Origin of the sequence: Corticibacter populi, from assembly GCF_004217315.1 — a bacterium.
GTDB classification, from domain to species: Bacteria; Pseudomonadota; Gammaproteobacteria; order Burkholderiales; family Burkholderiaceae_C; genus Lampropedia; species Lampropedia populi.
Genome location: NZ_SGWR01000001.1, coordinates 252315 through 266800 on the forward strand (window position 1 = coordinate 252315; position 14486 = coordinate 266800).

Below are 14486 nucleotides of genomic sequence, written 5' to 3' on the forward strand. Positions count from 1 at the left end.
TCAAATTGACAAAATACGAAGAAATAATTAGCTAATTCGATCGGTGCTGTTGAGGATTGTTGATGCAGCCGATGACACTGTCCGGATTGCTGGGCCTTGCCCATGATGGCGCGGTCTGGAGCCTGTCGTGTGGGTCTACCTGAAACCATTCGCGTGCAAGGCCTCCGTCCGAGCGCCAGCTGCGGACTACCTGAAATCCCGCGACCGGGTGCTCAGTGCCCCCAGCAGCGCGGTTCTGTCGTGCAGCCGGCTGGCGATCAGGTGCTGGACGCCATCGACGCATTCCCAGCGCCCGTCGATGAGCAGCAGCCGGGCGCTGACCAGCACGCGGCGCTGGGCGATCGCCAGGTCCGGCCAGACCACGGCATTGGTGATGCCGTCCTCATCCTCGAGCGTGACGAACACCGTGCCCTTGGCGGTGCCCGGACGCTGGCGCATGATGACCAGCCCGGCCGCGCGCACCCGGCTGCCGTGGGGGTGGTGCGTCAATTCGGTCGAGGATGCGCAGCGCTCCTTGCGCAGCAGCTTGCGCAGCAGCGCCACCGGGTGTGCTCCCAGCGTCAGGCCCAGGGTACGGTAGTCGGTGATGGCCTCCTCGCCGACATCCGGCACCGGCAGTTGCACGGCCGATTCCGGGGGGCTGCCATCGAGCAGCGGGCGCTGCGGTTCGATGCCGGCCACCGCCCAGCGTGCCGCGTGCCGGTGGCCGCACAGGCCTTGCAGCGCGCCGGCCTCGGCCAGCAGGGCGGCATCGCGCGCATCGAGTGCGGCGCGGGCGCCGAGATCGCCCGCATCGGCAAAGGCGCGTTGCGTGCGTGCGGCGCAGATGCGTGCGGCTGCGTCTTGGCTCAGGCCGCGAATCTGCCGCAGGCCCAGCCGGATGGCCGGCTGCGCGCCGCCGATGGTGCCGCCCTCGAGCGTGTTGTCCCAATCGCTGCAACGCACATCCACCGGCTGCACCTGCACGCCATGGCGCTGCGCATCCTGCAGCAGCGTGCTGGCCGAGTAGAAGCCCATCGGCTGGGCGTTGAGCAGGGCGCAGGTGAAGGCAGCCGGCTCGTGGCACTTGAGCCAGCAGCTCACATAGGTGATGAGGGCGAAGGAGCAGGCATGGCTTTCCGGGAAGCCATAGCTGGCAAAGCCCTTGAGCTGCTCGAAGATCTGCGCGGCGAATTCGGCGCTGTAGCCCCTTTGCTGCATGCCGCCGATGAGGCGCTGGCGGTGCATTTCCATGTCGCCGTGGCGGCGCCAGGCGGCCATGGAGCGGCGCAGCTGGTCGGCCTCGCCCGGCGTGTAGCCGGCGGCCACGACGGCCAGGCGCATCACCTGTTCCTGGAACAGCGGCACGCCCAGCGTGCGCTCGAACACCTCGCGCAGGTCGTCGGACGGGTAGCTCACGGGCTCCTTGCGCTGGCGGCGGCGCAGGTAGGGGTGCACCATCTTGCCCTGGATCGGCCCGGGCCGCACGATGGCGACCTGGATCACCAGGTCGTAGAAGCAGTTGGGCTTCATGCGTGGCAGCATCGACATCTGCGCGCGCGATTCGATCTGAAAGGTGCCGATGGTGTCGGCCCGCTGGATCATCGCGTAGGTCGGCGCATCATCGGGAGGGATGGTGGCTGGCGTCAGGTCGCGGCCGCGGTGGCGGCGCAGCAGGTCCAGTGCCCGGCGCACGCAGCTGAGCATGCCCAGCGCCAGGCAGTCCACCTTCAGAAGACCCAGCGCATCGAGGTCGTCCTTGTTCCACTGGATGATGGTGCGCGCGGGCATGGCGGTGTTCTCGATCGGCACCAGCTGCGAGAGCGGTCCGTCCGAGATCACGAAGCCGCCCACATGCTGCGAGAGGTGGCGTGGGTGGTCCTGCAGTTCGGCGGCCAGGTAGAGCAACCGGCGCATCAGCGGCGTCTCGGGGTCGAAGCCGGCTTCGCGCAGGCGCTGCTCGACCGGCGCCTCGATGCTCCAGCGGTCGAAGCAGGCGCTGATGGCATTGACCTGGTCCATCGCGAAGCCCAGTGCCCGCGCCACGTCGCGTGCGGCACTGCGATCGCGCCAGCAGATCACGTTGGCGGTGAGGGCGGCACGGGCACGGCCGTACTTGGCATAGAGGTACTGGATGACTTCCTCGCGCCGCTGGTGTTCGAAATCGATGTCGATGTCCGGCGGTTCGTTGCGCTCGCGGCTGATGAAGCGCTCCATCACCAATTGCGTGTGGGCGGGGTCGACCTCGGTCACGCCCAGCGCATAGCACACGGAGGAGTTGGCCGCCGAGCCGCGTCCCTGGCAGAGAATGCCCTGGCTACGCGCAAAGCGCACGATGTCGTGCACGGTGAGAAAGTAGGCCTCGTACTGCAGCTCGGCAATCAGCGCCAGTTCGTCGTCGATCTGCTGGCGGACCTTGGGCGGGGCGCCCTGCGGCCAGCGCCAGCGCATGCCTTGCTCGGTGAGGCAGCGCAGCCAGGAGCCGGGTGTTTCGCCATCGGGTACCAGCTCGCGCGGATAGCGGTACTGCAGCTGGTCGAGCCGGAAGCGGCAGCGCCCGGCGATCGCCAGGGTCTCGGCCAGCAACGGTGGAGGATAGATATCGGCCAGGGCCTCGCGCCGGCGCAGATGCCGCTCGCCATTGCGGAACAGCCAGGCCCCGGCCCCGGCCACCGGCACGTAGTGGCGCAGGGCCGTGAGCGTGTCCTGCAGGGCGCGGCGGCGTTTGATGTCCATGTGCACGTCGCCGGTGGCCACCGGGCGCAGGCCGGTGGCCCCGGCCAGCGCCAGCAGTTCGCGCAGCGCTTGGGCGTCGTCGCGGTCACGGTGCAGTTCCACGGCCAGCCAGGCCTGCGCGAAGGTCCGGGCCAGCCATTGGCCCTGCGCGGCATCGGGCCGGGGGCCCGGCAGCCAGAGGGCCAGCAGCCCGGCCAGGCCCGGCGGATCTGGCTGATCCGATGGCTTGGGCCGATCCGGCTGATCTGCAGTCGGGCCAGAGAGCGCTTCGACATCGGCGCGCGTGAGCAGGTAGTCGCCCTTGTCGGCGGAGCGGCGGCCGGTGGTGATCAGGCTGCACAGCATTTCATAGCCTGCCTGGTTCTCCACCAGCAGCACGAAGCGGGAGCCGTCCTCGAGCCTGAACTCGCTGCCGACGATCAAGGGAACACCAGTCTCGCGCGATGCCTCGAAGGCCCGCACGATGCCGGCCAGCGAGCACTCGTCGGTGATGGCCAGCGCCTGGTAGCCGCAGGCCTTGGCGCGCTGGAACAATTGTGCGGCGCTGGCGGCGCCGCGCAGAAAGCTGAAGTCCGAGACGCAATGCAGTTCGGCATAGTCCGGCAGGGTGCCCGGCGTCATGCAAACCACCCGTGCAGCATCCAGGGCCCGCGCCGGCCCACCGGAGTGAAGGCCCAGGCACGCTGGCCGCCCGAGGTCTCCAGCACGTAGTAGTCGCGGCGGGCATCATCGCCATCCCACCAGCCCGATTCCAGCCGTTCCGGCCCTGCGAGGATGCGCAACGCCGGGTCGTGCAGCGGTTGGGGTTCGGGCAGCAGCCAGTTCGGGCGCAGAGGCCAGTCGATGGCGCTTGCTCCTGAGCCCGCGCCCGTGGCAGCCATGCAGCGGTGCCAGGCATGCTCGGGGCGCGGGTCGGCCACGGGTTCGATCTGGTAGAGCGCCTCCTCGCCCAGGCGTGCGCGCAGGCGCTCGCGCAACTGCTCCCAGGGCATGGTGCCGGCCGGGCGTTCGTCGAAGAGGTCGCGCCCGGCTGGCACGAAGGGCGGCAACTGGGTTGCCAGCAGCCGCAGCGCCACCACCGGCATCGGCAGTTCCACCTGTTCGAGCCGGGTGCGCGCCAGCTCGAACAACAGGGCGGCGTCGCGCTCGGCCGTGAGCATGCCGATCTCCACGCGGGTGGCCGGGTGCTCGTCGTCATGTTCGAGCAGCAGCGCAAAGCGCTGCACGCCCGCGCCACGGCTGGCGGCAAATGTGGCCAGATCGGCTATCAGGCGGCGGACCGGAAACAGCAGCGGCATGTGGTTCTCCACATGAAAGGCCAGTTCGATGCGCAGGTCGAAGCGGGCCGGCGGCTCGAAGTGCTCCAGTGGTTCCGGCGCCAGGCCCAGCAGGCGGTCCAGGTGTTCGAGCAGTTCCAGGCCAAAGCGCCGGCGCAGGCCGTCGCGCGGCATCGCGAAGAGTTGCTGCAGGTGGCGCACACCGAGCCGGTGCAGGCGCTCGCCGGCATCGCCGGGGAGTGCGGCGCGGCGCACCGGCACCTGCTCTAGCACCTGCCGCATGGCCTGGCTGTCGAAGAGGCGGATGCCATCGCGCAGCCGGGCCAACACATGGGCGGCGCGCGGGGTGGGAGCGAGCGCGATGCGGTGCTGGAACTGCAGCGCGCGCAGGTCTTGCCGCAGGCGCTGCTCGAAGGACTCCCAGCCGCCCATCAGCTTGAGGCTGCTGCCGGCCTCGAGCACCAGCGCATCGGCCCAGCCGGCATGCACCTGGCCACTGTAGCGGCAGGCCCAGGTGGCCAGCAGCTGTTGCCAGCGCAGGCTCTCGCTGGGGTCGTGCGCGATTGTGCCGAAGGCCGGCGTGATGGCCTGGGCCAGGGTCAGTCGCTGGCCGGCCCGCAGGCCCAACCGCTGGGCTGCCGCATTGACGGCCAGCAGTTCGCGGCGCTGCGGATGGCCGCCAACGAGTGCCAGCGGCTGTTCGGGCGCCTCGTGCCGCCGCAGCACGCCATCGAGTGCCAGTTGCGGCAATGCTATGCACGCCCAGAGCATGGCATCACCTCGGGAGCGGTTGTCTGAACGGGGTTGGAGTTCACCGGCCGGCGTGCCAGGTCCGCATTGGCCGCCGGCATGGTCGCAAGCCGCAGCATTTGCGCAGGCGGCGGGCCGCCACGGCACTTGAGCACCTGAAGTTGGCCACCAGGCTGCAGTCGCAGCCGCAGGGCCACTGGCGAGGCCTGGCCGGCATGCCGCTGGTGACGCAGTGCGAAGCCGAGCGCCTGGCCGTGGTCGGCGGCGACCTGCAGGCGGCGCATGGCATGGTGGTCGGCCTGTTCGGGCCAGCCGATCACGGCGGCGCAACTGCCCGAGCGCAGGCATTGCTCGAAGGCCCAGAGGGCATCCTGCGCAGCGGTATCGATGATGTCCAGGCGGGCCAGGTCGATGCCGGCCCTGTGCCAGGCGATGGCGTAGGGGATGAAGGGCGGTGCCACCAGTACGACGCGGGCCTGTGCCGCAGTGAGGCGGGCGAGGGTGGGCATCAGCAGGCCGAGCTCGCCCACGCCCCAGGCCGGCAGCAGCAGCTCGCTCAGTGCTGCGCGTGGCCAGCCGCCCAGCGGCAGGGCGGCATCGAGTGCCGCAAAGCCCGTGGGAATGCCCAGCTGCGGCGTTGATGCGGCATGGCCCTGCCAGACCTGCCGGGTTGCCATCAGTTCATGAAGCGCCAATCCCCGTGCCATCTGCCTCTCCTGCGCGTGGTGCCTCTTCAGGCGCGCCGCAGCAGGCCGCAGTAAATGCCCTCGATGGCGAAATCCTCATGCACGGCGGGATCGATGGGGGCATAGGCGGCATTGCGCGGCAGCAGCCGGATCTGGCCGTCCTGATGGTGCAGCCGCTTGATGGTGATGCCTTCGCCGACCCGTGCGATCACGGTCTGTCCGTGTTGGGCGTCGGGCGTGGCTTTGCCGGCCACCAGATCGCCATCGAGGATGCCGTCCTCGATCATCGAATCGCCCTGGACGCGCAGCAGGAAATCGGGCCGGGGCTGGAACAGCCAGCGGTCGACGATCAGCCGGCGCTCGATGGCATGCATCGAGAGGACCGGCTCGCCAGCTGCCACACGGCCAACCAGTGGCAAGGCCAGCGTGTCCGCCGTGGTGGTACGACTCGTTTCCAGCGGCTCCAGCAGGCGAATGCCACGTGCCTTGTGCGGTGTCAGCGCGATGACGCCCTTGGCGGCCAGCGCCTGCAGGTGCTTGGCCGCGCCATTGGGGCTGGACCAGCCGAAGGCTGCCATCAGCTCGGCCATGCTGGGGGGCAGGCCCGTGGTCTGGATCTGCTGACGCAGGAAGTCGAGCACCTGCTGCTGGCGTGGGGTGAGGTTCATGGTGTAAATTATTACACCATTCATGAGTGGGCCGCAATGGCATCAGCGGCGGCGATCTTTGCGAGCGCCGGAGCAGCAGCGCACCCGCACTTGTGCCTACAATGCCGCCCTTTGCATGGGAATCGGCACGTGATGGACATCGTGGTCAAGGAAGAGCTCAAGGCCTATATCGACCCCTTGAGCGAGGATGAATACGCTGCGCTCGAGCGCAGCATTCTGGCCGAGGGCTGCCGCGATGCGCTGGTGCTATGGGGCAATGTGCTGGTCGATGGCCACAACCGCTACAGCATCTGCGAGAAGCACGGCCTGCCGTTCCAGACCGTGCAGAACACCCGCTTCCAGTCCATGGAGGACGTCTACCTGTGGATGATCGACCAGCACCTGGGACGTCGCAGCGTGTCCGACTTCCAGCGCGGTGTACTGGCCCTGCGCAAGCGCGAAATCCTGCAGGAGCGGCGCCACCAATACCACCAGCGGGGGCAGGGCCAGCCCGCCGATGCACATTCGCCGGATGCCAGCGATGCGGCCGGGACACCGCCGCAGGCGGATGCGGCCGTGCCGCCCTGGGAATCCGATGGTGCGCCGACACAGCCAGGCCCTGTGCCCGCAACTGCAGTTGCGCTTGCGGTCGAGCAGCAAGATGCCGAGACCCTGGGCAGCCGCGAGGCGCTGGCCAGGGCCGCGCGCCTGAGCAGCAGCCAGGTGCAGATGATCGAGAAAATCCAGCGGCAGGCCGCCCCCGAACTGGTGGCCGCCGTCAAGGCCGGCGAGATATCTCTCAGCGCTGCCGCCACCGTGGCCACGCTGCCCGAGGAAGAGCAGAAAGCCGCCGCCATCGCCGGCAGGGAAGAGCTCAAGCAGGCCGCCAAGCGGGTGCGCGAGGCCAAACGCAAGCCGCGTGTGGAGAGCCACGCGGACACCGAGGGTGCCACTGATGCAGCGCATGTCGAACTGCAGCTGCTGCGCCAGCGGGTGGCCGAGTTGAGCGAGGAAAATGCAGATCTGAAACGGCAGCTGCTTGTGCTGCGCGGGCAGATGCCATTGGCCGAGGGCTGATCAACCGGGCAGCCTTTGGGCCGGTTCCGTGGTTGGACCGGTCCTCATCGCGCGTCCCTGCCGTTCAGCGCCTGGAGCGTCAGTTTGGCACTCTTGGGCAAGTCCCACATGAATCGCCCCGGGTTCTTAAGGAGGACAAGCCTTGAGGGCTTCATGCAGATTGTGGAGAAAGAGGAAGAACAAAAGAGCTTCCGCAAGTACCTGAACCCGCTTCCTTGAATCACTCAATCAAGTGCAGACCATACCGGGTTGACTTTGCTTGGCATGGAGAAAAATAAAAAAGCCAAGTGAAATCAATCACTTGGCTTGTATTTGGCGGAGAGGGCGGGATTCGAACCCGCGGTGGGCTATTAACCCACACACGCTTTCCAGGCGTGCGACTTAAACCGCTCATCCACCTCTCCGGAACTCAGTATTCTATCTGCAAAAAATGCGACTTCCAGCTTGGTGGCAGCGGTTGGGCGAAATATTTGTTTTGGGTGGGGGTCCGCCCGTGGCGAGAGGAGGCGCGCCATCAAACCCAGCCCATGAAACGTGCCAGTGCCTGCTGCTTGGCCATCGCATCGGCATGGCCAAGCGCAATCAGGGCATCGATGAAACCAGGCTCGAACAGCAGGTAGCTGGCCAGTGCGGTGTGACCGAGCTGGCGGGCATCCTGGCCGGTGCCCAGCGCGCCGAGCAGGGCTTGGATGCTCGGCGGCAATTGCGCCAGGTGCTTGGCGGCGATGTGGTCGATGTTCTGCGTCGGTGTGAGGACCAGCAGGTCGATGGGGCGCAGGCCGCTGTGCTGTTGGCGCAGCGCGGGGTCGATCAGCGACAGGGTGTGATTGATGCGTTCAAGCCGCTCGATGTCGGTGGAGAGGGTGTCGAGGAAGATGCTGGTCAGCGCATGGCCGGCGATGTGCGCCAGCGATGGCGCCTGGGCATCCTCGCCATACGGCAGGGCCGGGTGGATCTGCTGACTGCGCCCGACGCCGATGACCAGGATGCGCTCGGCACCCAGGTGGATGGCCGGCGCCATCGGGGCGGTCTGGCGCATGGCGCCATCGCCGAAGTATTCGGTGTGGCCGCCCGGCATGCACACGGCCTGGGCCGGAAAGATGAAGGGCAGCGAGGCCGAGGCGAGTAGATGCGCATGGGTCAGCCGGGCGTGCAGGGCCTGGCGTTGCGAGCGCACCCAGGGCTGCAGCGGTGTGGCCGATTCGTAGAAGGTGGTGTGGCGTCCGCTGGTGTAGCTGGAGGCGGAGATGGCCACCGAGCGCAGGTGTCCGCGTGCGATCAGGCGCGGGATCCGCTTCATCGAAATATGGGTTTGCAGCAGTGCATGCAGCGGTGTGTTGTCGAGCAGGGCGCGGGGCTGGCCGCGGCTCCAGCGTGCCAGCGCCCAGCCGGTCGAGAGCAGCCGCAACCAGCGCGCACCGGTGCGGATGACACTCCAGGAGTCGGCCCGGTAGACCTGCTCGACGTGCAGCTGGCGCCAGGTTTGTTCCAGCCGCGCCACGGCTTGCTCGAAATGGTCCGCCCGGCTGGCGAGTGCGGCGATGTTCAGGGCGCCGGCCGAAGTGCCGCTGAGGATGCCGAAGGGACTGGGCCTGCTGTGGCGCAGATATTGGCGGCGCAGGGCGCACAAGGCCTTGAGCACGCCAACCTGGTAGGCCGCCCTGGCACCGCCGCCGGCACAGACCAGCGCGGTATGCGCGGCATGCTCGGCGGGGTGGGGCGGACGCGCGGGCGGCATGGTGTCGTGGTGTGCGCTGGCTCAGCCCAGTGGTTTCTTGCCGAGCAGGAACAGTGCGAGCGCATCACCCTGCCAGATCTGGATGTTGTGCTCCCTGGCAAAGCGCTGTGCGGGGGGACTGATCTCGCCGCCGGTTGCGATGTAGAGACCGTGGCCGGTTTCGCTCGCCTGCATGGCCTGGGCGAGCTGGCGCATCGGCTCCAGCCCGTGCACGGCGGCCTTCCAGCGCCGCGCGCTCACCAGGGTGATGCGGCCTTCATCGACAATGCGCCAGTCCGCCCCGGCATGTTCCGGCGCGGTGGCCGGGATGCCGAGCATGCGCCAGCGCTCCTGCAGCTGGCGCGAGAAATCGGGCCAGCTCATGCGTTCGGCCTCGGCCAGGATGGCGGCGCGGCGCTCTTCACTGGGGGTGCGCAACTGGCGCCATGCGGCGATCAGGCCGACGAGGACGATGGGAAAGGTGCCGACGATGGCGAAGAAGGCGTATTCCCGCGGTATCAATGCGGCCATCAGGCCGGCCAGCGCGGCTGCCAGCATAATGCTGACCCACCACGGGGAACGAAGCAGGAAACCGAAGAGCGAATGGCGGGGAATGCTGAATTTCACGGCAGAAAACAGATCGTTCGGATCGTTGGCGAGCCCGGCCTGGCACAGGCCGGTCGGGATGGCGCGGCGTGTGGCGATCCCTCATCGATGAATCAAAGACAAAGGCAGCAATGGCATTGACGGAGCAAAGCCTGCTCGCAGCATTGGCGAGTGTAAGAGATATTTATACCGGGGAAGAACTGGTCGCGGCCAGGCGCATCGTCGATGTGCACATCGGTGCGGACGGTGCGGCGGCCTTTACGGTGCTGATGCCGTATCCGGCCGCCTCGCGGCAGGCGGCCCTGCGCGAGCAGTTGGTTCAGGCGACCAGCCAGGCCGGCGCGACCAGCGTGGACATCGCATTCCGCCTGCAGGTGCAGGCCCATGCGGTGCAAAAGGGCGTGCAATTGTTGCCGCAGGTACGCAACATCATCGCCGTTGCCTCCGGCAAGGGGGGGGTGGGCAAGAGTACCACGGCGGTGAACCTGGCCCTGGCGCTGGCGGCCGAGGGGGCCTCGGTGGGCATTCTCGATGCCGACATCTACGGCCCCAGCCTGCCGATGATGCTGGGCATCGACCAGCGCCCCGACAGCAGCGACGGCAAGACCATGCAGCCATTGGAGCGCCACGGCGTGCAGGCCATGTCGATCGGCTTTCTGGTCAAGCGCGACGATGCGATGGTGTGGCGTGGTCCGATGGCGGTGCAGGCGCTCGAGCAGATGCTGCGCCAGACCAACTGGCGCGACCTGGACTATCTGATCGTCGACATGCCGCCGGGCACGGGCGACATCCAGCTCTCGCTGAGCCAGCGCGTGCCCTTGACGGGCGCGGTGATCGTCAGCACGCCGCAGGACATCGCGCTGCTCGATGCGCGCAAGGGCATTCGCATGTTCGAGAAGGTGGGGGTGCCGATCCTGGGCCTGGTGGAGAACATGGCGGTGCACGTGTGCAGTCAGTGCGGCCACCAGGAGCATATCTTCGGTGCCGATGGCGGCAAGCGCCTGGCCGAGGAGATCGGCATCGATTATCTGGGGGCCTTGCCGCTGGACATGCAGATCCGTCTGCAGGCCGATGGCGGAACCCCCAGCGTGGTGGCCGAACCGCAAGGCGCGGTGGCCGAGGCTTATTTGGAGATCGCCCGCACCGTGTCGGCCAAGGTGGCGCGTCAGGCCAAGGACTATACGCACAAGTTTCCGACCATCACCATCAGCCAGAAGACCTGACGGCGCGGGCGCGCCGACTTCGTGCGCCTCTCTCACAACCAGCTCCCGATCTTTTCGGGGGCAACTCCGAAGGGCAGAGGTCAAAAACGCACCGGGCGGCGTTGCTCGCGTTGCCCAGACGGCCAGTCTGGGCTGCGACAGGCGTCTGCCCACTGCATTTTTGAACGCTTGCGTGACCCACGAAAAGATCGTGAGCAGGTTCTCAGTAGAGGCGCGCGCCGATCATCCTGTAGGCGGTGTCGTCCTTCCAGATGCGGTGATGCACCACCACCATGGCGATGTGGCCGGCGATCAGGGCCAGCAGCGTCCAGGCCAGCAGGCCATGGGTCGAGAGGCCGAGCAGTTCGCGCGTGGCATTGGCCGGCACCGTCAGCCAGTCGATCTTGTCGCCGGCCGGGATGATCGGGATACTGCCGAACAGTTGCAGTCCGCGGCCCGAGCCATACTGGCGCATCAGGGCCAGGGTCGGCACCGCCAGCATCAGCAGATACAGCAGCACATGGCCGGCCCGTGCGGCCTGGGCCACCAGGCCGCTGCCATAGGAGGGGCGGTTGCGCAGGTTGATCAGCGCCCAGGTGCCGCGCACCAGCAGCAGCAGCCAGGCGATGAAACCGAAGCTGCTGTGGCTGCCGACGATCCACGAATCCCGCGGGCTCAGGCCCAGCGCGATCTTGAGCCCCATACCGACGAAGAGCCAGAGCAGCACCAGCGCCATGCTCCAGTGCAGCAGCCGGCTGATGCGGCCATAGCGCTGCGGGGTGTCGAGCCAGCGGCTGGGAGCGGAGGGGGTGGGTGTAACCATGGACTGCTGCTTGTCGCGAGTTTCAATACATGCCTTGATGACACAAGGCCCGGCTTTTCGCTTGTTGCGCCCGCATATTACCGGGTCTTTGGCCAAGGACAGTGGCAAGGCACAGCGGGATGCTCTGAAATCGCCCGGTTTCTGTTGCCCGGCGCGGGCAGTCAGCGCAGCGCCAGTGCCACCGCAATGCCTGCAAACAGCGTGAAGCCGATCCAGTGGTTCTGCGTGAAGGCGCGAAAGCAGCGGTTGCGCTCGCGCGTGCGGATCAGCCACCCGTGCCAGCCGATCTGCAAGACCGCCAGCGCCAGCGCCAGGTGGAAGGGCCAGCCGAGCTGGTAGCTGCGCAGGCCCCAGGCCCAGCACAGCAACAGCAGCGCGTAGCAGGCCATGATGCCCGCGACGTCCCAGCGGCCCAGCGTGATTGCCGAAGTCTTGATGCCGATTTTCAGGTCGTCGTCGCGGTCAACCATGGCGTATTCGGTGTCGTAGGCGATCACCCAGAACAGGTTGCCGGCCAGCAGCCACCAGACTTCGGCCGGCACCTGCTGGCGCACGGCGGTGAAGGCCATCGGGATGCCGATGCTGAAGGCCAGGCCCAGCACGGCCTGCGGCATGGAGAAGAAGCGCTTGGTGTAAGGGTAGAGCACGGTGATGGCCACCGCGAAGAACGACCAGTACACCGTCTTGGCATTGGTCGTGAGCACCAGCGCGAAGGCCACCAGCGTGAGCACCAGTGCCACCATCAGGGCTTCCTTGACGGAGGTGCGGCCGCTGGTGATGGGGCGCTCGCTGGTGCGCTGGACGTGGCGGTCGAACTCGCGGTCGGCCACGTCGTTGACGCAGCACCCCGCACTGCGCATGAGCACCGTGCCGGCCGTGAACACCAGCAGCAGGTGCCAGCCCGGAAAGCCATTCGCCGCCAGCCACAGCGCGCTGAGCGTGGGCCACAGCAGCAGCAGCCAGCCGGCCGGGCGGCTCCAGCGGATCAGGTCCAGGTAGTTGTGCAGGCGCATGGCCAGCGAAGAGGGGGCGAGGCTGCTTGTCGGCATGCGCCGAGCATATCAAATGCGAAGGACCATGGCGGGTTCGGAACAGCGGCGGTTCGGCGCCGTTGCCCGCATCAGGCTTCCAGCATGGCCGTGTTGAGGGCGCGCAGCAGGTCGGTTTGGGTGATGATGCCGATCAGATGCTGCCCGTCATCGAGCACCGGCACGTGATAAAGCCCGCCCTGGCACAGCAGGGGCAGGATATCGAGGATCGGCTGGCCGGCCCTGGCAATGGCGGGTGTGGGCACCATGGCGTCGCGCACCCATTGCGGCTGGGCCTCGCCGGAGGGTTTGCGGCGTACCAGGATGCGGCGGATTCTCTGCGGCAGGCTCGGTTGCGGCGCGGCCTGCTTTTGTTCGAGGGCGTCGAGCCACTGTTCCAGCCCGATCATGCCGACGAGGCGATGCTCCGCATCCACCACCGGCAGCAGGCGGCTGCTGGAGGCGCGCAGGATTGGCCAGACCCCGGCGAGCGGCAGGTCCGAGGCCACGCTGTAGACCTGGGGGGTCATGATGTCGGCGCAGCGCAGCTCGCCCAGATGGCGCTGGAAGGCCTCGCCGCTGGCTTGGCTGGCTTGTTGCAGCAGGTCGGCCAGGTCGGCCTGACTGATGGCCAGCACCTCGTTGTAGCGCGCCAGCGCGCGGTCCAGATCACCCTGGCTCAGGTGGTCGGCGGCAGTCTGGCTCGCCGTGCTGGCGATCTGGCGGTGCGGGTAGCGCCGTCCGGTGAGCCGATGGTAGGCCACGCCGACCAGCACGATCAGTCCCAGGCTGAAGAGAAAGGGAAACATCAGCAGGCGCGGATCGTGCAGATGCTGCAGCACCATGTACAAGGCCAGGCCGGCACCGGGCGGGTGCACGGCGCGCAGTTGCATCATCACCAGAATGGCCAGTGGTACCGCCACCGTCGCAGCCAGCAGGGGCGGGTCGATCAGCATGCCGCACAGCATGCCGACCATGGCGGCGGAGAGATTGCCCACCACCACGGCCCAGGGCTGCGCAAAAGGGCTGGAGGGCAGCGCGAAGATCAGCAGTGCCGTGGCCCCGAGCGAGGAAGAGTGCCAGAAGTGATCGACCGTGTCACCGGCCAGCCATTGGCTGCAGAACGCCGTGAAGAAAATGCCCAGCGCCGCACCCAGCGCCACGCGCAGGCGTTCGGCCGGTGCGACCCCGGTGGGAGCGGGTTGCAGATCACGCAGCGTTTGCTGCAGGCGTTGGCGAAAGGAAGAGGGCGCTGACATGGTGGGCGCCAATCATAGCGGCCTCGACCGGCACCTGCAGGCAGGCGCATGGGTCTGGCAGACCTTGCATGGCCGTCAAGGAGCGGGTTCAGACGCCGAGATAGCGCCCCGGCCGGTGATTGAGAGTGAGGATGGCGCCGATGGCCACCGCCCCCACCACCGACTGCATGACCTTGATGGGCGGCACCACGAAGAAGGCGGCCAGTACCACCAGCACGTCCACGCCCATTTGCACCTTGCCGGCGCTCATGCCGCGGGTCTCCTGCAGCCAGTGCGCCAGGATGTTGACGCCTCCGACGCTGGAGCGGTGGCGCAGCAGCGCCAGCAGGCCAAAGCCGATCAGAAAGCCGCCGAGCACCGAGGCCACCCACGGGTTGATGAACTCGAAGCGCACCACCTTGGGCGAGAGCGAGGTGAAGATGGAGACCAGCGCCACCGCCACGAAGCTCTTGAGCGTGAATTGGGGGCCCAGCCGGGCCCAGGAGAGCCAGAAGAACGGCAGGCTCAGCAGAAAGAACAGCAGTCCCAGGTTGATGCCGGTGGCGTAGCTGAGCAGGAAGGCCACGCCGGCGACGCCGCCCGTGAGCAGCCCGTCATGGGCAAACATGCACATGCCCAGGGCCACGAACAGTGCGCCTGCCACCAGGGCGTGCACGTCGTCCAGCCAGGAATGCATGATGGATTTCGGTTTTTTCGCTT

At 67.5% G+C, this 14486-nt stretch carries 12 protein-coding genes and 1 tRNA gene; 2 read left to right on the top strand and 11 right to left on the bottom strand.

The window, feature by feature from the left end:
* Nucleotides 1-186: 186 nt before the first annotated feature.
* Genes EV687_RS01090 through lexA form a run of 4 tightly spaced genes read right to left on the bottom strand, consistent with a single transcriptional unit; the run spans nt 187 to nt 6096 of the window.
* A complete protein-coding gene (locus tag EV687_RS01090; RefSeq protein ID WP_122226043.1) occupies nt 187-3336 on the bottom strand; it encodes an error-prone DNA polymerase in 3150 nt (1049 codons plus the stop codon).
* Nucleotides 3333-4763 carry a Y-family DNA polymerase gene (locus tag EV687_RS01095; protein WP_122226044.1) on the bottom strand — a complete coding sequence of 477 codons (1431 nt, stop codon included), beginning with the start codon at nt 4761-4763 and terminating at the stop codon, nt 3333-3335. The genes EV687_RS01090 and EV687_RS01095 overlap by 4 nt, the downstream gene beginning before the upstream one ends.
* Nucleotides 4745-5449, bottom strand: a complete 705-nt coding sequence (gene imuA / locus EV687_RS01100) for a translesion DNA synthesis-associated protein ImuA (protein ID WP_122226045.1) — start codon at nt 5447-5449, stop codon at nt 4745-4747. The genes EV687_RS01095 and imuA overlap by 19 nt, the downstream gene beginning before the upstream one ends.
* Nucleotides 5450-5475: 26 nt before the next feature.
* Nucleotides 5476-6096: a transcriptional repressor LexA gene (gene lexA / locus EV687_RS01105; RefSeq protein ID WP_122226046.1), complete on the bottom strand. Its 621-nt coding sequence runs from the start codon at nt 6094-6096 to the stop codon at nt 5476-5478.
* A gap of 132 nt (nt 6097-6228) precedes the next feature.
* On the opposite strand from lexA, the gene EV687_RS01110 reads away from it, so the two are divergent.
* Nucleotides 6229-7152: a plasmid replication/partition related protein gene (locus EV687_RS01110; RefSeq protein ID WP_122226047.1), complete on the top strand. Its 924-nt coding sequence runs from the start codon at nt 6229-6231 to the stop codon at nt 7150-7152.
* A 313-nt stretch (nt 7153-7465) separates the two neighbouring features.
* On the opposite strand, the gene EV687_RS01115 is transcribed toward EV687_RS01110, so the two are convergent.
* The 3 genes from EV687_RS01115 to EV687_RS01125 all read right to left on the bottom strand — a co-directional run bounded on the left by EV687_RS01115 (nt 7466) and on the right by EV687_RS01125 (nt 9496).
* Nucleotides 7466-7556: transfer RNA gene (locus EV687_RS01115), tRNA-Ser, on the bottom strand.
* A 110-nt stretch (nt 7557-7666) separates the two neighbouring features.
* Complete coding sequence (locus tag EV687_RS01120; RefSeq protein WP_122226048.1) at nt 7667-8890, bottom strand: patatin-like phospholipase family protein; 1224 nt, start codon at nt 8888-8890, stop codon at nt 7667-7669.
* 21 nt (nt 8891-8911) lie between these two features.
* Nucleotides 8912-9496, bottom strand: a complete 585-nt coding sequence (locus EV687_RS01125) for a restriction endonuclease (RefSeq protein ID WP_147474980.1) — start codon at nt 9494-9496, stop codon at nt 8912-8914.
* 110 nt (nt 9497-9606) lie between these two features.
* Between EV687_RS01125 and apbC the strand changes: the two genes are divergently transcribed.
* Nucleotides 9607-10698 carry an iron-sulfur cluster carrier protein ApbC gene (gene apbC, locus EV687_RS01130; protein WP_122226050.1) on the top strand — a complete coding sequence of 364 codons (1092 nt, stop codon included), beginning with the start codon at nt 9607-9609 and terminating at the stop codon, nt 10696-10698.
* A gap of 202 nt (nt 10699-10900) precedes the next feature.
* On the opposite strand, the gene EV687_RS01135 is transcribed toward apbC, so the two are convergent.
* The 4 genes from EV687_RS01135 to EV687_RS01150 form a co-directional block, all read right to left on the bottom strand.
* Nucleotides 10901-11500: a cytochrome b gene (locus tag EV687_RS01135; RefSeq protein WP_122226051.1), complete on the bottom strand. Its 600-nt coding sequence runs from the start codon at nt 11498-11500 to the stop codon at nt 10901-10903.
* A 161-nt stretch (nt 11501-11661) separates the two neighbouring features.
* Nucleotides 11662-12549, bottom strand: coding sequence for a 4-hydroxybenzoate octaprenyltransferase (gene ubiA / locus EV687_RS01140; protein WP_122226052.1), 888 nt, complete (start codon nt 12547-12549; stop codon nt 11662-11664).
* Nucleotides 12550-12620: 71 nt separating this feature from the next.
* Entirely contained in the window at nt 12621-13787 is a 1167-nt protein-coding gene (locus tag EV687_RS01145) for an HPP family protein (protein WP_122226053.1), read from the bottom strand.
* A gap of 88 nt (nt 13788-13875) precedes the next feature.
* Nucleotides 13876-14463: a DUF6198 family protein gene (locus EV687_RS01150; RefSeq protein ID WP_122226054.1), complete on the bottom strand. Its 588-nt coding sequence runs from the start codon at nt 14461-14463 to the stop codon at nt 13876-13878.
* Nucleotides 14464-14486 lie beyond the last annotated feature (23 nt).

Excerpts from the sequence above, each read along its gene's own strand:
- EV687_RS01135 (WP_122226051.1), bottom strand. The coding sequence starts at position 11,500 with ATGGTTACACCCACCCCCTCCGCTCCCAGCCGCTGGCTCGACACCCCG.
- EV687_RS01150 (WP_122226054.1), bottom strand. The coding sequence starts at position 14,463 with ATGCATTCCTGGCTGGACGACGTGCACGCCCTGGTGGCAGGCGCACTG.
- EV687_RS01110 (WP_122226047.1), top strand. The coding sequence starts at position 6,229 with ATGGACATCGTGGTCAAGGAAGAGCTCAAGGCCTATATCGACCCCTTG.
- imuA (WP_122226045.1), bottom strand. The coding sequence starts at position 5,449 with ATGGCACGGGGATTGGCGCTTCATGAACTGATGGCAACCCGGCAGGTC.
- EV687_RS01120 (WP_122226048.1), bottom strand. The coding sequence starts at position 8,890 with ATGCCGCCCGCGCGTCCGCCCCACCCCGCCGAGCATGCCGCGCATACC.
- apbC (WP_122226050.1), top strand. The coding sequence starts at position 9,607 with ATGGCATTGACGGAGCAAAGCCTGCTCGCAGCATTGGCGAGTGTAAGA.
- EV687_RS01145 (WP_122226053.1), bottom strand. The coding sequence starts at position 13,787 with ATGTCAGCGCCCTCTTCCTTTCGCCAACGCCTGCAGCAAACGCTGCGT.
- lexA (WP_122226046.1), bottom strand. The coding sequence starts at position 6,096 with ATGAACCTCACCCCACGCCAGCAGCAGGTGCTCGACTTCCTGCGTCAG.
- EV687_RS01090 (WP_122226043.1), bottom strand. The coding sequence starts at position 3,336 with ATGACGCCGGGCACCCTGCCGGACTATGCCGAACTGCATTGCGTCTCG.
- EV687_RS01095 (WP_122226044.1), bottom strand. The coding sequence starts at position 4,763 with ATGCTCTGGGCGTGCATAGCATTGCCGCAACTGGCACTCGATGGCGTG.
- ubiA (WP_122226052.1), bottom strand. The coding sequence starts at position 12,549 with ATGCCGACAAGCAGCCTCGCCCCCTCTTCGCTGGCCATGCGCCTGCAC.